The 22417-nt window shown below is 42.3% G+C and carries 16 protein-coding genes; 8 read left to right on the top strand and 8 right to left on the bottom strand.

What is annotated here, in order from left to right:
- Positions 1-7 precede the first annotated feature (7 nt).
- The 3 genes from MTO98_RS18055 to MTO98_RS18045 form a co-directional block, all read right to left on the bottom strand.
- Entirely contained in the window at positions 8-1492 is a 1485-nt protein-coding gene (locus MTO98_RS18055) for a RagB/SusD family nutrient uptake outer membrane protein (RefSeq protein WP_243480285.1), read from the bottom strand.
- A gap of 10 nt (positions 1493-1502) precedes the next feature.
- Positions 1503-4802, bottom strand: coding sequence for a TonB-dependent receptor (locus MTO98_RS18050; RefSeq protein ID WP_243480284.1), 3300 nt, complete (start codon positions 4800-4802; stop codon positions 1503-1505).
- Between the two features lie 187 nt (positions 4803-4989).
- Entirely contained in the window at positions 4990-6141 is a 1152-nt protein-coding gene (locus MTO98_RS18045; protein WP_243480283.1) for a FecR family protein, read from the bottom strand.
- A gap of 158 nt (positions 6142-6299) precedes the next feature.
- On the opposite strand from MTO98_RS18045, the gene MTO98_RS18040 reads away from it, so the two are divergent.
- Both MTO98_RS18040 and MTO98_RS18035 read left to right on the top strand, forming a co-directional pair.
- On the top strand, positions 6300-6887 hold the full coding sequence (locus MTO98_RS18040) for an RNA polymerase sigma factor (RefSeq protein ID WP_243480282.1): 588 nt from the start codon (positions 6300-6302) through the stop codon (positions 6885-6887).
- A gap of 94 nt (positions 6888-6981) precedes the next feature.
- Positions 6982-8823 carry a right-handed parallel beta-helix repeat-containing protein gene (locus MTO98_RS18035; RefSeq protein ID WP_243480281.1) on the top strand — a complete coding sequence of 614 codons (1842 nt, stop codon included), beginning with the start codon at positions 6982-6984 and terminating at the stop codon, positions 8821-8823.
- 35 nt (positions 8824-8858) lie between these two features.
- Here MTO98_RS18035 and MTO98_RS18030 read toward each other — a convergent pair whose 3' ends face one another.
- Together MTO98_RS18030 and MTO98_RS18025 are read right to left on the bottom strand one after the other, a co-directional pair.
- Complete coding sequence (locus tag MTO98_RS18030; protein WP_243480280.1) at positions 8859-9368, bottom strand: trans-aconitate 2-methyltransferase; 510 nt, start codon at positions 9366-9368, stop codon at positions 8859-8861.
- A 10-nt stretch (positions 9369-9378) separates the two neighbouring features.
- Positions 9379-9774 (bottom strand): hypothetical protein, encoded by a 396-nt coding sequence (locus MTO98_RS18025; protein ID WP_243480279.1) that lies wholly within the window; start codon positions 9772-9774, stop codon positions 9379-9381.
- A gap of 163 nt (positions 9775-9937) precedes the next feature.
- On the opposite strand from MTO98_RS18025, the gene MTO98_RS18020 reads away from it, so the two are divergent.
- On the top strand, positions 9938-12946 hold the full coding sequence (locus MTO98_RS18020) for a glycosyl hydrolase (RefSeq protein WP_243480278.1): 3009 nt from the start codon (positions 9938-9940) through the stop codon (positions 12944-12946).
- Positions 12947-13070: 124 nt separating this feature from the next.
- Here MTO98_RS18020 and MTO98_RS18015 read toward each other — a convergent pair whose 3' ends face one another.
- A complete protein-coding gene (locus MTO98_RS18015; RefSeq protein ID WP_243480277.1) occupies positions 13071-14282 on the bottom strand; it encodes an MFS transporter in 1212 nt (403 codons plus the stop codon).
- Between the two features lie 76 nt (positions 14283-14358).
- Positions 14359-14634: a helix-turn-helix transcriptional regulator gene (locus MTO98_RS18010; RefSeq protein ID WP_243480276.1), complete on the bottom strand. Its 276-nt coding sequence runs from the start codon at positions 14632-14634 to the stop codon at positions 14359-14361.
- Positions 14635-14854: 220 nt separating this feature from the next.
- Here MTO98_RS18010 and MTO98_RS18005 point away from each other — a divergent pair, with 220 nt between their 5' ends.
- Entirely contained in the window at positions 14855-15163 is a 309-nt protein-coding gene (locus MTO98_RS18005; RefSeq protein WP_243480275.1) for a hypothetical protein, read from the top strand.
- 11 nt (positions 15164-15174) lie between these two features.
- Here the strand turns inward: MTO98_RS18005 and MTO98_RS18000 are convergent, their stop codons facing one another.
- Entirely contained in the window at positions 15175-15648 is a 474-nt protein-coding gene (locus MTO98_RS18000; RefSeq protein ID WP_114937700.1) for an Lrp/AsnC family transcriptional regulator, read from the bottom strand.
- Positions 15649-15796: 148 nt separating this feature from the next.
- Between MTO98_RS18000 and MTO98_RS17995 the strand changes: the two genes are divergently transcribed.
- The 4 genes from MTO98_RS17995 (at position 15797) to MTO98_RS17980 (ending at position 22349) form a co-directional block, all read left to right on the top strand.
- The gene (locus MTO98_RS17995) at positions 15797-16795 is read left to right on the top strand and encodes an NAD-dependent epimerase/dehydratase family protein (protein ID WP_243480274.1); all 999 of its coding nucleotides are present in this window, start codon (positions 15797-15799) and stop codon (positions 16793-16795) included.
- Positions 16796-16807: 12 nt separating this feature from the next.
- Positions 16808-17662: an RNA polymerase sigma factor RpoD/SigA gene (locus tag MTO98_RS17990; protein WP_243480273.1), complete on the top strand. Its 855-nt coding sequence runs from the start codon at positions 16808-16810 to the stop codon at positions 17660-17662.
- A gap of 158 nt (positions 17663-17820) precedes the next feature.
- Positions 17821-19677 carry a beta-galactosidase gene (locus MTO98_RS17985; RefSeq protein ID WP_243480272.1) on the top strand — a complete coding sequence of 619 codons (1857 nt, stop codon included), beginning with the start codon at positions 17821-17823 and terminating at the stop codon, positions 19675-19677.
- A gap of 302 nt (positions 19678-19979) precedes the next feature.
- Positions 19980-22349 carry a response regulator gene (locus MTO98_RS17980; protein ID WP_243480271.1) on the top strand — a complete coding sequence of 790 codons (2370 nt, stop codon included), beginning with the start codon at positions 19980-19982 and terminating at the stop codon, positions 22347-22349.
- The last annotated feature ends 68 nt before the right edge of the window (positions 22350-22417 follow it).

Raw genomic sequence — 22417 nt, 5'->3', positions numbered from 1 at the left:
ATTAAAATCAATAACCATCGTTCTGGATCAGTGCAGGTGCATTTCTATCAACCTCTGATTGAGGAAGCGGCCAGAAATCGAAATTATCTTTATAAATAGTTTTTGTTGCCGGGATCAGCGGGTTTTGAATAAAGCCGTTAAGTTTGGCTTTAGCTATTCCCCAGCGGCGCATATCAAAATAGCGGAAACCTTCCAGGGCAAGTTCAACCCTGCGCTCGTGCCTTATTTTTTCTCTCATATCCGCTTGCGATAAGCCAGACGCGAGTGCCGGCATATTTACACCGGGACGCGCCCTTACTTCGTTCACTTGTTTGTAAACACTGGCATCAGGGCCAGCGGCTTCGTTCTGGGCTTCGGCGTACATCAGTTTTACATCGGCAAACCTGATCCATACATAGTCCTGATCATCCAGCAGACCGGGCTGCGGGTTAACGATCTTTGGATCGAGCCATTTTTTTGATGGATAGAAACCGGCAGTCCAGTTGTTCACGCCGGGTTTGCCAACGGTGCCAGGATAAGGCCATCCCTGCGCAGGTGTATCGCCCGGGAAAAAGAAAGTCATTTTTTCGCGCGGATCATTAGCTTCATACTCATTGATCATATCCTGTGTGCCTTGCAGGTCAACATATCCCGGTAAAATCAGTATCATGGTAAGCGCATCAGGATGCGGAACGGTAGGAGCGCTGTATTGTACCGAAAACATTATTTCGGGACTGCTTTGCTGATCGGGCTTGTAAAAATTTGAAGGGTAATTGCTATTAAGCGAAAACAGGCCGCCATCTATAACGGACTTAGCCATCGCTGCAGCATCGGTGTATTTTTTTTCAAAAAGTAGCACCCTCGTCATCAGGCCTTGCGCCGAGCCCTTTACTACGTGACCTGTATTAAATTTTTGATTTGGCAAGCCGGAAATAGCATTGTTAAGATCACTTTCAATCAGCTTTAATACATCTGCCCTTGATGATTTACTCACCTTTTGTTTAAAATCTGAAGTGATGGGATCGGCTGTCAGCAACGGAACGTTTCCGTAAGTTTCGGCTAATAAAAAGTAATTGAATGCGCGTACAAAATAAACTTCAGCCTTATATTGTGTGAGCTTATCGCCGGTAAGTACTTTATCAACATTTGCCAGAAAGGTATTACAGGCTGCTATACTTTTATAAGCATTAATATAAAGGCTGTTACCTCCATCGCCCACAAAGCCACCGCTTGAAGGGGTAAGGCCTGCTACCAGCGCTTGTTGTGCGCCCGCCTGGTTGTTTTGTGTATACGTGTCGTCGCTAAAGTTTTCGTACCACATTGGGGCGTAGGTTGAGATTTGCCCGCTCCTTGCGTAAAGGGTTGCATAAACGCCTGTAAGCGCCAGATCAGCATCTGCAGGAGTTTTCCAGAAAGTGAGGTTTGATAACTTATCGGGAGGCGTTACGTCAAGCTTTTTACATGAAGTAAAGCCTGCTAACGCTGCTATAAATATGATGATATATTTTTTCATTGCTAACAAATTAAAATTGAACAGATGCGCCAAAAGTGAAAGTTCTGTTTTGCGGATAACCGGCAAAGCCATACCAGGCATCGGGCCTGTTATTGATATCCTGCCTTTCCGGGTCGGCACCTTGTTTTAGCGGTGTAAACAACGCAAGGTTATCAACCGAGCCAAAAACACGAAGCGATTTTACGCCTTTGATCATATCATGGGGGAAGGTGTAACCAACCTGTACGTTTTTGATCCGCATAAAGCTTGCACTGTACAGGTGAAAAGTAGATTGTACGCTGGTGATCTTCGGGTAACCATAAAAGCCCATGTAAATTTTAGGCATGGTGGTTGAAGGGTTTTGCGGTGTCCAGCGGTTCAGCCAATCGGTAGTAGGCATGGCACCTTGTGCGAAAGGATCAACACCCCATTTGTACAGGTAAAGTTTGTTACCGTACGAACCATAAAGTTGTACGCTTGCATCAAAATTGCCCCATGTTGCGCCCATGGTATAAGAGTACTCGAACTTAGGGTACTGACCGGGGATAATACTGCGGTCGTTAGCATCTACCTTACCATCTCCATTGATATCTTTATACCTGATGTCGCCGGGTGTAGGCACGCCGCCAAGGCTTGACTGGTCGGGAGCACTGTTGATCTCGGCCTGGCTCTGGAAAATGCCCTGCATGGTATACAGGTAAAACGAATTGATGGGATAGCCATTTTGCATGATGGTTTGCTGGTCCGGTCCGCCAATTTCAGGAGCTCCGAATGACACTACTTTATTTCGGTAAAGCTGGAAGTTGGCGGTAGCATAATAGCTGAATTTTTCGGAAGGACGGTCCTGGTAATGAAGGCTTAGCTCTACGCCTTTATTGCTTACCGCGCCATTATTAACAACCGGAGCATTTACACCCAGGGCCAACGGTACCTGCGATTGTCTTAAAATATCATAGGTGTATTTGTTAAACCAGTCAAAAGTGAAGGTAAGCTTGTTGTTCAGGGCTACGAGGTCAAGGCCGATATCCGTCATGCGGGTCGATTCCCAGGTAAGTGCAGGGTCGATAAGCTGGTTGGCCTGGAATCCGTTAGATATAGTACCGTTGAATGCGTACACACTTTGTATCAATGTAGGCTGATAAGGATAATTACCAATATTCTGGTTCCCAAGTCTGCCCCATGACCCTCTTATTTTCAAATCGTTTAGCCACGATACATCTTTAAGAAAGTTCTCCTTCGAGATCCTCCATCCAGCCGAAAAGGATTCGTATAAGCCCCAGCGACTGTTGCCTGGCAGGCGCGATGTGCCGTCATAACGCATACTGGCCCCCAAAAGATATTTATCGTCAAAATTGTAGTTGGCATTACCGTAAAACGAGCTTATAGCCCATTGTGCCGATGTGCCGTTGTTTTTTAACCCGTTCAATGATCCTGCATCAATCTCTTCCAGATCATTGGTAGGATAATTGGTACGGAACGCGCCGAGGTTACTGTAATGATCAACTTCCTGTTGTGCACCACCTAATATCGTAAGGTCATGCCTGCCAAACTGTTTGTGAAAATTTAACTGGCTATAAATTGTTGAATGCGATTCATCCTGCTCTGTTGAACTGAGCCCCGGCGTACCTACGTCGGCGTTGCGATAGTAGGAGAGGTCACTGTACAGGTATTGAGGAATAACAGGGGCAAAGGTTTTATATTTTTGCATATTAAAGCTAACGCCCGCCCGGTTTTCCCATTTCAATGCATCAACGATCTGTACATCAAGCGAGATGTTGCCCTGCCCATAGTAATTTGGATTGTGCGTTAATATGGTTGAAGATAATACCGGGTTTTTGTTGCCAAGTTCTTTATCGTAAGCCTTGGTGATCCATAAGCCATCTGCTGTTTGAGCGGGATAAAGCGGTGATTGCGCCAGCGTTGAAATATAAAGGTCCGTTGCATTATCAAATGGATAACTGCGGTCACCATAGCGTAACTGGAAGTTGGTTCCTAACGTTACGCGCTTGTTTACCCTGGAGTTTAAACCCAGGCTAAGAGTGTACTTTTTGTAGTCAAAGCCACGCATAGTACCCGGCTGATTGGTTAAACCCAGGCCAATGCTATAAACAGTTGCATCGTTGCCTCCGCCGAGGTTAAGGTAATGGTTTTGTACCGTAGCCGTTCTGAACATGTCCTTAAGCCAATCGTGGTTAGGATATTTTACACGGTCTGTAGCGTTTTTATACAGATCTATTTGTTGCTGTGTATAAATGGGAGCATTACCAGAATTGGCTTCGGCTTCATTTAGCAATTCCATATAGGTTGCTGAATTTGTAATTAATTTCGGAAGCCTTGTTGGAGTAGCAAAACCTACGTTATAATTGTAGCTCAAGGCAAGTCCGCCGCCGCCTTTTCCTTTTTTTGTTTTTATTACCAGCACACCGTTTGCGCCGCGCGAACCATAAATAGTAGCTGCTGCCGCATCCTTAAGCACCGTTGCCGATTCGATATCATTTGGATTGATGACACCGAGGTCGCCGGGGATACCATCAACTATAACTAAAGGATTGTTGCTGGCGCTACTGAATGTTCCTAAACCACGTATCCTGAACTGAATATTTTCATTACCGGGTTCGGCCGAGTTTTGTACTACTGATAGACCCGGTAACTGGCCCTGCAAAAGGGATGAAGGATCGGTTGCAACCCTTTTGGTCATATCTTCGCCTTTAACAGATACTATGGCGCTGGTGAGGGTATGTTTACTTTGAGTACTGTAACCCGTTACAACCACCTCGTTGAGGGCCTTTTTATCTTCAACAAGGGTAACATTGATTGTCGTTTTACTGCCAACCGAAACTTCCTGTTTAACAAAGCCAACAAAACTGAAAATTAATACGGAGTTACCATCCGGCACATTGATGTTGTAAGATCCATCGCTTTTGCTGATGACGCCGGTAGTTGTACCTTTTACCTGTACATTCACTCCCGGTATTGGCACGCCTTTTTCGTCAACAATTTTGCCATTTACCGTTATAGCTGCCTGGGCATCGGGCTCGGGCCTTATTTTTATGGTTATGGTTTTTTTATTGATGAGATAGGTAAGCGGCAAATCAGCAAAAAGCTTATCAAGCGCTTTGGTGATACTCGCGTTTTTAATCGACAATGAAACAGGAGCGGTAGTTTTTAAAAGATCTGCGCTATAAATAAAGTCATAACCGCTTTGCTGCTGCAAATTAAAAAGCACATCTTCAAGGGATACGCGCTGTACATCAACGCTTACTTTCTGTGCATAAGTAGTGGCACTCACCTGCATTATGGCCAGCATAATCAGGGCACACGATAATTTCATAATCCGGATAATTTTGAGCAGCGCATGAGGGTGCCGCCTGAACTTTGATTCAGTAAATATTTTATACATTTGAATGTTAGGTTTTAATTAATAATTGGTTGTCGCTCAATTGATCATTGATTACCTGGCTTCATACCGGGGGCGCGCCAACGCCTCCGGTCTTTTACCGGGTAATCGTAAGTACGTGTTAATTCATTACGATTATCCTCCTTTCTTCGATTTTAAAATGAATAAGTCCTGTTAATTCAAGTCCTTTTAGCAATTCGTTGATATCTTTATTCATAGAATAGATACCACCAAATGTTCTGTGTGTAACGTTTCCCTGGTATTCAACTTCAACATCATACCAACGGGAGATTTTTTTCATGATGCCGCGGATATCGTCATCCCTGAAAATGAAGTAGCCGGTTTTCCAGGCGATAACCTGGTTTACGTTTACCGGTTTTGTAATGATTCCCTGGTCTGTGCCGGTAACACCCTGCTGCCCCGGCACCAGTAATGCCGACGATTTATTGTTTGATAAACTTACCGAACCTTCAATCAGCGTTGTTTTAATATCTTTTTCATCCTCGTAGGCCGATACGTTAAAATGGGTGCCCAGTACCTTTACATCAACACCATTGGTATGTACTATAAAAGGAAGGTGTTTATTTTTTGTTACCTCAAAGTACGCTTCGCCCGTTAGTGTAACGCTTCTGTTGGCACCGGCAAAAGCCACCGGGTATGATAGTGAAGAGGAGGAGTTGAGCCAAACCATAGTGCCATCGGGCAATTGTACCGTATATTTCCCGCCTCTTGGTACGGTTACTATATTTTTGGCAGGCTCGCCCGCTGGTTGGGCCAGGCCATCTTCGCTGTAAGCTATAAGTCCGTTAGCCAGTTTTTTTACCGATGATTTTCCAGATTTGGCTATAACACCATTTTTTGCATCATCAAGTGTTATGCTGGTCCCATTGGCCAGTGTAAGGATAGCGGTGTTTCGGCCAGGCTTTATTGGCTTGGCAGCCGGCTTTTTTACGACGTTGGCCGCAATGGTATTTCCTGGCTGTTTTTCCTGAAAAATAAGAATAGCCGAAAACAGCAACGCAACCGCTGCCGCTGCTGCCCATCCCCACATTGTCCGGAAACTTCTGCCTGCACGTTTAGTAACTAAGGTTTTGTTTATGCGGGCATATAATACTGATCGCTTTTGCTTATTTGCTGCGTTAAGCGGCAAATCATGGCTTGTTTCAGGGAATTTAAAATCATCCTGAAATTCCATGAGGCGCGCTTCTTCTTCAGGGGTACATTGCCCTGAATTAAACTTTTCGTATAATTTAATATATTCTTCGGTTGTCATTATTGGTTTGGCCGTTGCGGGATTAGAGCCGTTGTTTATTATATAGTGTGGTTCCAGAAGCTCCAACACACATACATCTGAAAAAAAGTATCAATTTAATTTTATGTAACGCCCACTGTTACAAATCATAAATAATTTTTACTTTTATTGCACCAGTTATGTCCAATAAATTTACTGACAACGAATTATGGGAGGCCGTGGTCTCGGATAGTTCCAGAGCCTTTGTGGTTCTGTATAATCGGTATTGGCATAAACTTTATCAAACGGCAAAAAAGTATTTAAAAGATGATACTCTTGCCGAAGAAATAGTTCATGATGTTTTTGTGGCTTTGTGGCAAAAAAGGCACACTTCAAATATTATAGATTTTCAGAAGTATATCCTGGTAACAGCCAGGTATCACGTATACAAACAGTTGCGGGCGATCGCTGCCGAAAAAATTGAATTTCACGAGCAAGTACCGGAGCAACCAACCCTTGCCGTAGTTAGCGAGGCAGATGTTAAATTGGGGTATGAAGACCTGCAAACCGAGTTAACCAATGTGCTTAAACAGCTACCGCGTCGTTGCCAGGAAATTTTCTGGCTTAGCCGGGTTGAAAACCTGAGCAATGACGAAATAGCCGAGCGGCTTAATATCTCCAAGCGTACCGTAGAAAATCAAATCACCATTGCGTTAAAGTTCCTTCGATCATTATATCCTCACTTCAGCGGTGCCGCTGTATCCTTGCTTTTTGTTTTTATCCTGTAGGCTTCCCTTAAATACCAAACAACTATTTATTTTGTAAATGCTGTGTGTAGGTGTTATGCTATCTACACTATATATTAGTAACCTGATATATACCATGAGAAACTTCACCACAAAATATCTGTTGCTTTTGGCCTTGTTAATGATATGCAGTTTGTTAAAAGCTCAAAATAAGCCGGTTGAATATTCAACCCTGGTAGCCCGGCACATTTCTCCCGGTAACCGCACATATTATATCGATCCTGTTAAGGGTAATGATAGCAATAATGGAAAGATCCCTGCAAAAGCCTGGAAAACATTTATGGGTATTAACAGGCTTGTATTATCAGCAGGTGATAATGTGACAGTGTTATCACCCGGGGGATTTCACGAAACAATGGCTGTAGTAGCCCATGGAACAAAGGAGAATCCTGTTACCATAAAATTTGCTCCCGGCAAATATGATTTTTTCCCTGACGGGGCCTTTAAAACGCAATTGCACATTTCCAATACCAACGATGTTCCGTACGGTTTAAAAGCAATAGCCCTGATGCTTGACAGCAGTCGGTTTGTAAACGTGACAGGTGGTGCTGCGCTGGTTAATTTAAGGGGTAAAATGATCGAAACTTACATTAATCACAGCAATAACGTTAAAATTAGTGGTTTAAGTTTCGACTATCAGAGGCCAACTGTTTCGGAATTTACAATTACGGAGCTAACTGCAAATCATGCAGATGCAGTTATTAATAATGATTCGGAATTTAGTATTAAAGATAGCACCTTAACCTGGATTGGTGAAGGCTGGCGCTACCAGCCGGATTCATACTGGCAACAATACAACCCCGCTACACGAATACTTGAAAGGTTGGATATTCCGCAGCAACACCTGAAATATGCTTCTTTGAATGCGAATAAGGTCCGCATATTTTTCAGGCAAAACCCTGGCTTTCATAAAGGTATGGTATATCAAAACAGGGATGTTACCCGTGATTGTGCCGGAATATTTATTCAAAAAAGCAGTAATATTGATTTAAACCAAATCCGCATTTATTTTATGCACGGAATGGGAGTAGTAAGCCAGTTTAGCAAAAACCTTAGCTTTACCAATATCAGTGTTAAAGCCCGGACAGGGAGAACTTGCGCGGCCTGGGCTGATATACTGCATTTTTCGGGCTGCAATGGTAAAATTGAAGTTGCCGGTTCATATTTATCGGGGGCCAATGATGACGCCATTAATGTGCATGGCACATTTTTAAAGATAACAGAAAAGCTTTCGCCAACACAGGTTAAAGTTAGGTTCATGCATGATCAAACCTATGGGTTCGACGCATTTTCGACCGGAGACAGCATTGGTCTCGTACATCCTGCAAGTTTGCTTAGTTATCAAAATAATAAACTATTGAATGTGAAAAAACTTAATAATAAGGAGTTTTTGTTAAACCTGAATAAACCATTGCCTGATGGTATGGAAACCGGCGATGTGGTTGAAAATATAACCGCCACTCCCGAAGTTTGGATCCATCACAATACAATTGAAAAGATTCCGACGAGGGGTATCCTGGTTACTACCAGGAGAAAAGTATTAATAGAAAACAATATCGTTAACCGCACTCATAACAGTGCCATCATGATCAACGATGATGCTTCAAGCTGGTATGAATCGGGTGCTGTAAAGAATGTTACCATTCAAAACAACACGTTTTACGAATGCGGTGGTCCAGTTATAGGCTTGTTGCCAGAAAATAAAGTAGCGTCTGCAAGTCCGGTACATACCGGGATCAAAATAGCGGGTAATAAAGTTACTTTGAAAGATGCCCGTTTTTTTGAAGCTTCGAGCACCGGCGGGGTAAGAATTACCGGTAATAAGATAACTTCATCCGGTTTTAAGGATATCAATAAGTTGATAAGCTTAAAAGATTGTAAGGATGTAAAGATCTATAATAACCAGGTTGCAAAGTGATAGAACATTACAGCATTGAAGTAAATGAACTTATTTTATTTGAATGCGAGCGCCGAATAAATTATCCCACCAAATTTTGAGGGCATCTCCGCTAACTTATCTGTTCGATAGCCTAACTGATTAAATTCCTGGTTTAGTTTCTGATAAGAAATGGGATACGGCACCCATGGGCTGGCTGTAGTGGTATCGTATTCTACAATCAGGAACTTGGGATTGCCCTTAAATATGTTTTCCAGTTGTTTGATCAGTTTTGTTTTGTCGGCCACAAAATGTAATGAGTTTGCCATGAGGATCCCGTCTAAAGGGCTAACGGCTATTTGTTCATCTATAAAATCAGCTTTACGGAAATCTATTTTGATCCCATTAATAGAGTATGGTAACTGCTGGCTGGTTTTATCGAAAGCTGTGATATGGCTTTCCAGAGGAAGGAGGTTTGCGAGGGAAAGTGTGAACGTTCCGTTACCACAGCCCAGATCAATCCAGTTTTGCGGAAACTCGTTTGTTATGCCTTTTTGAATCAGTATTGTAGCTTCAGATTGTTGCATAGTTGAGCAACTAAAACTCGTCGGCGGTTGAGCGGCTATCGATATAAGGCGAGCTAAAAAAGCTCACAATTAAAAGCTTATGGTCAATAAGAAATGTCCATTCTGATGTTTGGTCCTTTTTAAACGTAACAACATCCTCGCAGCCAAATGAATAATTAACATCCAATACAATGCGGAAGCTTCCTTGCCCGGCATTTTGATCAAATTTGATCCTGTCAAAATTTAAACGGGTTACTTCCGGTGAGCCTTCCGGCCTGAACTCGCGCTCCAGTGCATATTTAAGCTGTTCGTAATTTGCTGAAAAAGGCTCAAATAATACGTTCAGAAACTTCGATAGGCTTTCAGGTTCATCCTTTAGCTCATCAAGCTGTTCTTTAATAAGTTTTATTTGCAGCGTGTCCATCATCGGTACAAAATTAAAAACAAAAAACTGATTAAATCAAATTTGAAATATAACCGGTTTTTTCGGCCCCGGCAAATCAAAAATTATAAGTTAAATATCAAATAAGTAGCGTCAGATTAATAGGAATTAAAATAGCTTTGATTTACCAGTTATTTATATTTAATAAATGTATAAGCCTTTTGTAATCTCGTTTATTATTTTTTTGTGTTTTCAGTTTGCAAGCCAGGCGCAAGTGGGCAAATTGAAAGCAGGTTTTCTTAACCCGCCCGATAGTGCAAAACCGGGTGTGTACTGGTATTTTATGGATGGCAACATGTCGGCAAGGTCAATTACTTCTGATCTGGAATCTATGAAAAAGGCGGGAATCAGTAATTTGATATTTTTGGAAGTGAACGTAGGTATCCCTCGTGGCTCTGTTGATTTTTTGAGCGAAGAGTGGCAAAATATGTTTGCCCACGCTGTAAAGGAGGCCAAACGTTTAGGTATTGAAATAACACTTGGCATAGGGCCCGGATGGACTGGCAGCGGTGGCCCTTGGGTACCTGTATCACAATCTATGCAGCATTTGGTAAGTAGTACCGTTAATATAACAGGAGGAACAGCGCAGCAGATCAAATTGCCCGTTCCGCAACCCAAGGCCCCTTATTTTGGAGAAGGCGCATTTACACCAGAATTAAAAAAGCAATGGAATGATTTTTACGAGGATATTGCGGTAATAGCCTATCCAACTCCGGCAGAAACTTCGGTTAAAATAGCTGATATCGATGAAAAGGCTTTATACTATCGCGCTCCTTACTCGTCTGTAAAAGGTGTAAAACAATACCTTCCCTATACGGCCAAATATCCGGAAGTTACTAAAGATGCCGTAATAGATAAAAGTAAGATCATTGATCTTACTGCTAAATTGCGTGCAGATGGCACGCTTAACTGGACCGCCCCAAATGGAAAATGGACAGTGATGCGCTTAGGCAAACGAAACAATGGCGCTATTACCCGCCCGGCACCTGTGCCCGGTTTAGGTTTTGAAGAAGATAAATTTGATACAGTAGCGCTTAAATCACACTTAGAAAATTATATTGGCAAGCTGCTGCGTAAAGCCGGAATGCCTGATGCGGCTGTACCCGGGGGCTTAAAAAGATTACACATAGACAGTTGGGAAATGGGGGCGCAAAACTGGACTGGAAATTTCAGGGCCGAGTTTATAAAGCGAAGAGGTTACGACCCTTTACCTTATTACCCTGTTTATGCGGGCAATGTGGTTGAAAGCAATGAAATAAGCGAACGTTTTTTGTGGGACCTGCGCCAAACCTCACAGGAACTGGTTTTAGAAAACCACGCCGGTTACGTGAAAAAGTATGCGCACAAACTTGGATTAAAGTTATCAATTGAACCTTACGACATGAACCCAACGGCCGATCTTGAACTTGGCAATATTGCAGATGTACCTATGTGCGAGTTTTGGAGCAAAGGATATGGCTTTAATTCATCTTTTAGCTGTATTGAAGCAACTTCCATAGGGCATATAAACGGTAAATCATTAATCCCTGCAGAGGCTTTTACCGCCGATAATGATATGTGGAAACAATATCCGGGTTCGATGAAAAACCAGGGCGACTGGGCATTTGCTACAGGGATAAACCGTTTTGTTTACCATACGTTCCAAAATCAATTCCTGGCCGACTCTTTAAGGCCCGGTGCTACCATGGGCCCTTATGGCGTACATTGGGACAGAAACCAAACCTGGTGGCCGATGGTAAAAGGGTATCATGATTACGTATCGCGCTGCCAGTATATGTTGCAGCAGGGCAGGGCTGTGGCCGATGTGCTTTATCTTACTCCCGAAGGCTCTCCGCATGTATTCAGGCCACCGTCGTCAGCAATGGATGGGGATGAGGTAATTCCTGACAGAAAAGGTTATAATTTTGACGGCTGTTCGCCGGCCCAATTGTATAAGGCAACTGTTCAAAACGGGCAGATCGTGTTTCCTGGCGGAGCCAGTTACAGGTTACTGGTTTTACCTGCCGTAAAAACCATGACAAGGGCGTTGTTGCAAAAAATCACTGAACTAATAAGTAACGGTGCCACTGTTGTGGGTTCTCCTCCCTTAAAATCTCCGGGGCTTTCTGATTATCCTACGTGCGATGAACAGCTTGCAGCAATGGTCACGAAATTATGGGGTAGTTTACAAGAACCCAGTGAGCAAACAGAGCATAAGTTTGGAAAGGGTAAATTAATATGGGGCGGCGATTTGAATAACAACATTGACAATCTTTATCCTGCATATCAACTTACTGCCGCAATCCTGAAAAAAATGCACATCGAGCTGGATTTTGCCGCAAACGGTCAGTTAAGATACACCCACCGTGTTGTTGGTAATGATGATGTCTATTTCGTTTCAAACAGAACAGATCAACAAGTTGCTGCTACTGCATTATTCCGCACGGGTAATAATACCGTACAACTTTGGGACCCTGTAACCGCCAGCGTGCGGGTGCTTCCCGAATATTCAAGAAATGGGGAACTTACATCAGTTCCTTTAAAATTTGAGCCGTATCAAAGTTATTTTGTTCTGTTTACTAAAAATATATCTGCAGTAAACCACAAAAATTTCGCAGATTATAGAACAATAAAAACCTTGAACGGCCCGTGGCAGGTAAGTTTCGACCCTAAATGGGGAGGCCCCAGGTCTGTACAGTTTGATATGTTAAAGGACTGGACCCAGCGACCGGAAGATGGCATCAAGTATTATTCAGGCACAGCAGTATATCGTAAAACATTTGACCTGCCCGCGGGTGGATTACTGCAAAAAAACAAAAAGATCAGCCTTGATCTCGGTGAGGTAAACAACATGGCGCGGGTAAAATTAAACGGTAAAAATGTTGGCATTCTTTGGACCGCCCCCTGGCGAATTGATATCAGCACTGCTGATTTAAAAAAGCACAACCTATTAGAAATAGAAGTTGTAAACCTATGGCCCAACAGATTGATTGGGGATGAAAGACTACCTGACGACGGGATCCAAGGCGATGGGAGGTGGCCAGAATGGCTAATAAAGGGAATGCCCCGTAAAAGCCAACGGTTCGCGTTTACCACTCATAAATTTTATACAAAGGATTCACCGCTATTAAAATCGGGATTAATTGGCCCTGTTACAATACAGCAAAGCGACTTCTGATAGTTCGACAAAATAGACTTGAAGGCATACAGGTACTTTCCTTGTAAGCTAAAAATGCTCAAAAGGAATCTCTGGCCTAACACCAGGAGATTCCTTTTTTTAGTTTATTATCAAGCCTGGTTATTTACTCACAAACTGCAACCTCTATTGTTTCAACCTCTGATGGCAATACTTCAATCTGCATTGATGTTGTTTTCCCGGCGGTGCCTGAGGTGATAAAGCTCATTCCAAAGGCAAGCGTAAGTAAAGGTACCGTCATCCAAATTACCTCATGAATACCGTAGTGGGCAATCACAAAGCCTCCCAGCAAGGTGCCCAGCGTAATACCTGCGTTAAAAAAGGATTGGAGTAATCCGTTTACAAAATCAAGGTCAGGTTCCTGCATACCATGGGTAACCTGTATATTGGCTGCGAGAAATCCGCCTGTATGTATAAATCCCCAAACCGAAAGGATAGCAATCATCGGGATAAAATATCCTCCAAACTGGTATGCCAGTAAGTGGGTTGCAACCAATGAAATTAAAAACAGGCGCATAGTAAGTATCATGTTTTTACTTAGCGCAATGCCCATAAGCCAGTTACCTGCTATACCTGTAACGCCAAATACCAGCAGCATAATGCTAATCTGCGCTCCGCTCATGCGCGATACTTTGTCCAGGTACTCGGCAAGGTAACCATACGTGGCAAACATACCCGCTAAAATAATAGTTGACGCCAGTAACTTAACCCATAAATGCATATTGCGCAGTACCTTTACCTGGCTTTTAGGACTTGCTTGCTCCTCATTAACAGGCATTGATGGTGCAAATAGTGTTAATGCGCCAAAAGCCAGTAAGTTAATGGCCGCCGACAATATGAAGGACGCTCTCCAACTAAAAAGGTCGGCCATGTAGGTGGTTAAAGGGACGCCGAGTACAGTTGCTACACTAAGTCCGGCCATAACTATGGAGATAGCTTTTGGTGCATCTTTTGGGCCAGCCTGCTTTGCAGCTGCTGTTATCGATACAGCCCAAAATACAGGATGTAAAAATGCCGGCAAAATTCGGGCTATCATCAGTATTGTAAAGTTTGGTGCTATTGCCGATAGTAAATTAGAAATAACAAATATTCCCAGTACCAGGCACATAATAAATTTACGGTTAAGGCGTGCTGTAAGCATATTGGTAAAAGGCCCTGCAAGCGCCACTGTTAAGGCAAACGCACTAAGCAGCCAGCCTGCTGTATCAATTGAAATATGAAATTCCTTTACCAGATCGGGGAGGATACCGATAACCCCAAACTCAGTAGTTATGATGCCGAAAGCACCAAGGGCCATAATATAGATTGATTTATTCATGAGTCGATATATTTAAATATTTGAATGTTTCGATGTTTTAATTCGAGAAACTGTATCTGCTTCCGAAGGTTTGTGCTTAGCTTTTTAATTCGTTGAGGGAGGCGATGTACTCATCAAGCACATCCTGATTTAGCACATATTTTAAGTTGCGGCCTTCCTTTTGTGGTAGCAATAAATCAGCATCGACCAATTGTTTAAGATGGTGAGATACGGATGGTTGGGTAAGATCAAGTAAATCGTTTACTTCAGCACAATAAAGGCAATCCTTCTTTTTTTTAAATTGCTGTAAGATAGCTATCCGGTTTATATCGCTTAATGCCCGGGATATTTTTTCTATTTTTTTATTATCCATTATATTTTACCCCAATAACGTTCATCAATGGTTGATGATGCAAAGGTAAAATAATATTAATATATAGAAATGTTTCAATGTGTTTTAAACACTGAAATGACAATGAAGATATAGTTGTGCAGACGAAGTATCCGGTAGTATTTGGTTTTGGCGCAAATGCCCCTGTTAGTTGGCACGTTTGCGTGTTTGGCAATAATCGTCTTTAATTTAGCTTCATGGTATGAAAATAGTAAGAGTACAATACACCACACGCCCCGAATTTGCGGCTACCAATCAACAAAATATTGCTGCCATTGTTGAAGAGCTTAAAGGTTTGGGCCACCCTGGTATTAAGTATACTGCATGGTTATTGCCCGATGGAAAAACATTTATGCATTTTGACCAATTGGAGAATGAAGAAGCTCACCAGGTGCTTCAGGGATTGAAGTCGTTTCACAAATTTGCAAGCGAACTTGAGGCCAGTGATTTAGAAGTTGAACCCAAGCTGGAACTACTTTCACTCGTTGCGTCAACAGAACATTATTTTTAACTATCCGGGACTTAGTGCTTTCTGATTGGTAATGCAGTTTCTGTTTTTGCTGCTTTCATTACAAGCTTGGTTTCCACCTTGCCAATGGCGATGATGGCAAAAAGCCTGTTCATCAAAAAATCATGGTATTCTTTACGGTCTTTTACCGTAACCTTTAAAATAAAATCAAAGTCGCCGGTTAGGTGGTAGCATTCCAGCACTTCAGGAAGTTTAATGATCTCGCTTTCAAAATGGCTCAAGCTGTGCTGACTGTGATCTTTTAGTTGCACATGAGTAAAGGTCATGAAATCAAGCTCCAGTTTTTCATGATCAAGCACTGCAACATACTTTTTAATATAGCCGCGTTCCTGTAACGAGCGGATCCGGTTATTGATAGGTGTAGTAGTTTTATTAAGCTTTAAACCTATTTCCTGGCCGGTAAGGCGTGCATTTTCCTGAAGTAATTGAAGTATGCGGATATCGGTATCGTCAAGTTGGTCGAGCATAAGAGTTACAAAAACTAAAATACAATTATCAATTATTTGCCAAAAGTTTTAAAACCCCATTTGGGATGTATTTTCAGGTTGTAAAACCAAATTTTAAGTATTGTATGGATTATGAGTTTGTGAATATACAATTTTACATCATAATACTATGGAATACGATAAAAATCAACCATTGCCGGTGATCCTTGTTACCGGTGCCCGCGGGCAAATAGGTACCGAACTGGTTGCCGCCCTGCGAAACGCCTATGGCAGGAAGCAAGTAATTGCTACCGACCTGCGCGATGCCTCTGCAATACCAGATTCAGACCGGCCATATCATCAACTAAATGTATTGGATAAGGATGAAATCGAAAACCTGGTTATTAGTTACAAAGTAACTCAAATTTATCATCTTGCGGCTACCTTATCGGCCAAAGGAGAAGAAGCCCCGCTAAAGGCATGGCATCTGAATATGCAAAGCTTACTGAACATATTAGAAGTTGCCAAAGATCATAAATTGGAAAAGATATTTTGGCCAAGCAGTATAGCTGTATTTGGGCCATCAACCGCACGTAAGATCAGCCCGCAGGATGCGTTACTTGATCCGCAAACGGTTTATGGTATAAGTAAAGAAGCCGGCGAACAATGGTGTGCCTACTATAGGGAGCACTATGGGCTTGATGTGCGAAGTATTCGTTATCCCGGCTTGATCAGTTATAGTGCCCCGGCTGGTGGTGGTACTACAGACTATGCCGTAGCGATATTTCACGAGGCTTTGCAGAATGGATCATACGAATGCTACCTGGACCAAGACACGGCTTTGCCGATGATGTACATGGAGGATGCAGTAAGGGCAACCATCGAACTGATGAATGCCCCGGCAAAGGCCCTCAAAGAACGAGGCGCATATAATATTGGTGCTTTGAGTTTTACACCTGCCGATTTAGTAACAGAATTGCAAAAACACCTGCCTGGTTTTACCATCAGCTACAATGCAGACAAACGTCAGTCAATTGCAAACTCTTGGCCGGCGGGTGTTGATGATAATGAAGCGAGACAAGACTGGAACTGGCAACCAGAATATGATCTTGCTGCCATGACAGCTGATATGCTTCATCACCTGGCACCGGTTTATAAAAATGATAGTAATACTGCAACCGTGAGTTAAAAATCAGCAGCAATGAAAGAGCTGAACATTACCCAATCGATCACCGCCCGTGATGCTGCTTCGCTGGAGAAGTATTTCAGCGATATAACCCGTGAGCCAACCATCAGTGCGGAAGAGGAAGTGCTTTTGGCCGGAAAGATAAGGCAGGGAGACATGTCAGCTTTACACAAGCTGGTAAAAGCCAATCTGCGTTTTGTGGTTTCGGTGGCAAAGAAATATCAGCACCAGGGAATGCCCATGGGCGATTTGATAAGCGAGGGTAATTTAGGTTTGCTTGAAGCCGCGAAACGGTTTGATGAAACCCGCGGCTTCAAATTTATATCTTACGCTGTTTGGTGGATCAGGCAGCGCATCATGGAGGCACTCCTTGATAAAACAAGGATGATCCGCCTGCCTGCCAACCAGGTGGATATGATAGTTCATGTTAACAGGGCAACAGGCGTTTTGGAGCAGCAATTGGAGCGAATGCCCGTTCAGGATGAGATTGCCTCATTTTTGGATACTGCCGAGTGGAAGGTAAAAGAGGCCCTTTATGTTGCTCCCTTTACGCATTCATACGATAAATCGGATACTCCGGGCGATGATGGATACAGTCTGCTCGACCGTTTACATATCGATGAACCCGGAGCAGAAGGCCTTTTGGAGGCATCTCAACTTAAACAACAACTTGATGATTTACTGAGCAAGCTAAATGGTGCCGAGCGTTCGGTTATATTTTATCATTATGGGCTTGAGGGGCACAGTGAGCTCTCGGCCCCCGAAATAGGTAACCGGCTTGGCGTTAGTGCAGAAAGGGTGCGACAGTTACGAAACCGGGCCATCAGTAAGCTCAGGGAAAGTGCCAGCTTGCAAAAGCTTGAAGTTTAACACCTGTCTTTTTATGCTATTAAATTTGATTTTACAGTTCAGCAAACGTTTGCGTTAAAATAAGTTAGGTGTTACTGTTTTGGGTTTATAACTTAGGTGCCTATAAACATTAAAAATGATATACCTCCCGGGCTTATCATTTCAACCATACAACGCAAATGAAAAAAACACTTCTCTCCTTATTATTGCTAACCCTTGTTACTTCGCAGGTTTTTAGTCAGGCGAAACATAGTTTTAAAATTGCCGATGGTAATTTTATATATGACGGAAAACCTATCCAGATCCATTCCGGCGAAATGCATTTCGCCAGGATCCCAAAGGCTTATTGGAAGCAGCGCCTGCAAATGCTGCATGCAATGGGTATGAATGCCGTTGCAACATATGTATTCTGGAACCATCATGAAACCAGCCCGGGTGTGTGGGATTTCAAAACTGAAAATCGTGACATTCGTGAATTTGTGAAAACTGCGCAGCAGGAGGGTTTGATGGTAATATTACGGCCAGGCCCATATGCCTGTGCCGAATGGGAGTTTGGTGGTTATCCGTGGTGGCTTCAAAACGATAAACAGCTGGTTATCCGTAGTAAGAATGATCGTTTCCTGGATTCATGCAAAACTTACATTAACCAATTGATGGGCCAGGTTAAGGATTTGCAAATAACCCATGGCGGGCCGATTATTATGGTGCAGGCCGAAAATGAATTCGGATCATACGTAGCACAGCGCAAGGACGTGCCACTTGCCGATCATAAAATTTACAGTGCAGCCATAAAAGATCTGCTTTTAAAAGCAGGTGTAGATGTGCCGTTGTTTACCTCAGATGGCGACTGGCTGTTTGAAGGTGGAGTAATTAAAGGGGCATTGCCAACAGCCAACGGCGAAGGAGATACCAAAAATTTGAAAAAACTCATCAATCAATATAACGAAGGCAAAGGCCCTTATATGGTAGCAGAATACTACCCCGGCTGGCTTGATCATTGGGGCGAGAAATTTGAAAAGGTATCAGAAGCTTCGGTAATTAAAGATTTGGAGAAATATTTAAAAGATACCGTATCATTTAATATTTACATGGCACACGGCGGTACTAACTTTGGTTTTACAAGCGGTGCAAATTATGATAAAGGGCACCAGATCCAGCCCGATATTACCAGTTATGATTATGATGCGCCAATAAGTGAGGCGGGGTGGGTAACACCTAAGTTTACGGCTATTCGTAACCTGATGAAAAAGTATGCAGCTTATACAATTCCGGAGGTACCTGCACAAATTCCGGTGATCCAGATTCCGGCTATAAAGCTTACTAAAACTGCAGATCTTCTGGAATTTGCTAAAAATCAGCCTGCTGTAGAAAGTGATACCCCGCAAACATTTGAAACACTCAACCAGGGGCATGGTTATGTATTATACAGCCGCAAATTTACACAGCCCATCAGCGGTACATTAAACCTGGACGGTTTGCGTGATTATGCTACTATTTATGTAAACGGTGAAAAAGTAGGAGAGCTTAACAGGCAAAGCAATAAATTCAGTTGCCCGATAAACATCCCTTTTAACGCGCGCCTGGATATTTTGGTAGAAAACCTTGGCCGGATCAATTATGGTGGCGAGATCATTCATAACCTTAAGGGAATCATTAGCCCGGTAAAGATCGATGATCATGAAATTACCGGTAACTGGCAAATGTACAAGCTGCCTATGGATAAAGTTCCTTCACTTGCTTCTGTTGCAGCGGGCGTAATTGGCCACCCAACACTTTATCAGGGTACTTTTGAACTGAGCAAAGTGGGAGATACTTTTTTAGATCTGAAAGATTGGGGAAAAGGTATTGTATTTGTAAACGGGATCAACATTGGCCGTTACTGGAAAATTGGCCCGCAGCAAACGCTTTATTTACCGGGGTGCTGGCTTAAAAAAGGTGCAAACAGTATTGTTGTACTTGATCAGCTGAATGATACGCAACAAACCGGGATCACTACAGTTGTTACACCTATTTTAGACGGCGCGGTAAGCAAATAATATTGAATTATCATAAAAAATGGCAGCAGGACTAATTGTCTGCTGCTTTTTTTATGCCTGTTACACAACATGGTTTTGTTTTTAACATTAACTATTACTACTTGAACAAGATGCCAATTTAACCTATCGTTTATATCGATCAATAAGCCGGACAAATAGTTCAAAATATTCATATGGGTTGTTATATTCACACTTTATTATGAAAATTAATGAGCTGGGCGAAGGCAAATAAATCCTATTCTGCACTTCCGGACGAAACAAATTTGCAGGCTTTTGATTTTCATAATAAGTGCTGTAAATCCATGAAGCTCAATAAAGTTTTATATATCGCATTTATTTTATTGACCGGAACCATAGCCAAGGTATCTGCCCAAACTAATTATGTTGCTGCGGTACATGGGGTATTGGATTTGCGCAGCCAGCCTGTTAACGATAAAATTGAATTAGCAGGTAATTGGCTGTTTTATTGGAATCAATTGATAAACCCCAATGATACAGCCGCTATTAAAAACAGGATATTGGTAGGGTTTCCCTTTAAATGGAATGGCTATATCTGGCGAGGGAAAAAACTGCCTGCTTTTGGTTATGGTACTTACCGCCTTAAAATATTACTTCCTAAAAATCACAGCCCGTTAAAGCTTGCTATGCCTGATGTTTACAGCGCATACAGACTTTATGTTAATAAAAGTTTGGTAGCATCAAACGGAACGGTAACCACTTCCGAGAAGGGTTTTGAGGCGCACTGGGAATATCATGCTATTGATCTGCCCAATAGCGATACGCTAAATATTATGTTGCAGGTTTCCAACTTTATACATAGTAAAGGCGGCATCGGCAAACCTATATTTATAGGCCCCGCAGAAAAAATTGACCTTGCCCGTCATCGTGCCGAAGGTATTGATCTGATGCTGACAGGCTGTTTACTTATGGGGGGATTGTTTTTCCTTGGTTTATATTTGCTGGGCAGCCGCGACAAAGCCATTTTACTTTTTGCCCTGTTCTCCATAATTTATAGTTACCGGATCATCGGAACAGATAACTACGTTTTACACACATTGCTACCTGATATTAATTGGTATGTAACGGCGCGTTTGGAGTATATGAGCTTGTTTTTAGGAATAGGCTTGTTTGGTTTTTACACGCTGTATTTATATCCTTTAGATGTAAACAGAAAGGTGGTAAATATCATTAACGGTGTTTGCTTTTCGTTCACTTTGATGACGTTGTTTAGCCCTTCATGGATCTTTACTCAATTGGTGAACCCCTTTCTGGTTGTAATGCTTTTTTGCCTTGTTTATATTCCTTATGTATACTCAAAGGCATGGCGTAATAACAGGCCAGGGTCTGTTTATGCATTGATGAGTGCATTTGCCTTAATGTCTGTATTTGGCATTTCTCTATTTCATTACTGGACATTGATACCTCCTTTGCAGCTGGTTAGTTTCTTATGTTATATCGCTTTTTTCTTTTTACAATCACTTGTATTGGCGCACCGGGTGTCATTTGTATTGAAAAAAGCCAGGGCCGAAGCCGAGCAGGGATTAAAAGTTAAAAGCGAGTTTTTGAGCACAATGAGCCATGAAATCCGGACGCCGCTTAACTCGGTTATAGGCATGAGCCATTTGCTGCTTAAGAACGAGCCGCGTAAAGACCAGATCGAACATCTCGATGTAATGCTTTTTTCGGCTAATAATTTGTTGGCCATAGTGAACGATGTGCTTGATTATAACAAGATTGAAGCAGGGAAAATAACTTTCGAACATATTGAAATGGACCTTGCCGCAATTGCCCGCAATGTAGTGGGCGGTTTGCAAACAACGGCTCATGATAAAGACATAACCTTGCGTCTTGATCTTGATAAAAAGCTGCAGCATAAATTACTTGGCGACCCAACCCGCTTATCGCAGGTGATCACTAACCTTGTTCATAATGCCATAAAGTTTACCCCAAGTGGCGAAGTAGTATTAGGATTGGAAGTAAAGGAACAAACCGATGCCTCTGTTACATTGATGGTGTTTGTTAAAGATACAGGTATCGGGATTCCCCGCGGTAAACAGAAACTTATATTTGAGCGCTTCACCCAGGCTGATTCGTCTATATCACGCAGTTTTGGTGGTACAGGTTTAGGTCTTGCAATCAGCAAAAAAATATTGGAACTGCAGGATTCGTCCTTGCAATTGATTAGCGAAGAAGGCGTGGGCTCGATATTTTATTTTATTAAAACCTTTGAAAAAGTTGGTAAAACAACCGATTCTGTCAGTGTTGATGTAAAACCAGATGCCACGGATAAACTTCTTAACGGGATTTCTATTTTACTTGTTGATGATAACCCAATGAATGTATTGGTAGCGCAGACTTATTTAAAACGCTGGGGCGCTACTACCGATGTGGCAACCAATGGCCAGGAAGCGCTTGATAAACTGGATATGTCAAAACACCGTCTTATATTGATGGATCTGCAAATGCCCATAATGGATGGATATGAATCCACAAAAAAAATGAGATTGAGCGGTGTAAGCATCCCTATTATTGCGCTAACCGCAAATCTTCCTAAAGACGTGGAAGAGGAGGCTTATAAAACAGGCTTTGACGATATCGTGATGAAACCTTTTTTGCCCGATGAATTGCACAGTAAAGTATTGCATTATGTTTTTAAACAGGAGCATGTATAAAACTGATTCTGCATTAAGTATTTAATTAATATCTGGAAAAAAAGTGATTTGCTCATAGGGGTAAAATG

The sequence above is a fragment of the Mucilaginibacter sp. SMC90 genome (genome assembly GCF_022811725.1).
Taxonomy (GTDB): Bacteria; Bacteroidota; Bacteroidia; order Sphingobacteriales; family Sphingobacteriaceae; genus Mucilaginibacter.
This window is presented reverse-complemented; position numbering and strand designations above follow the sequence as displayed.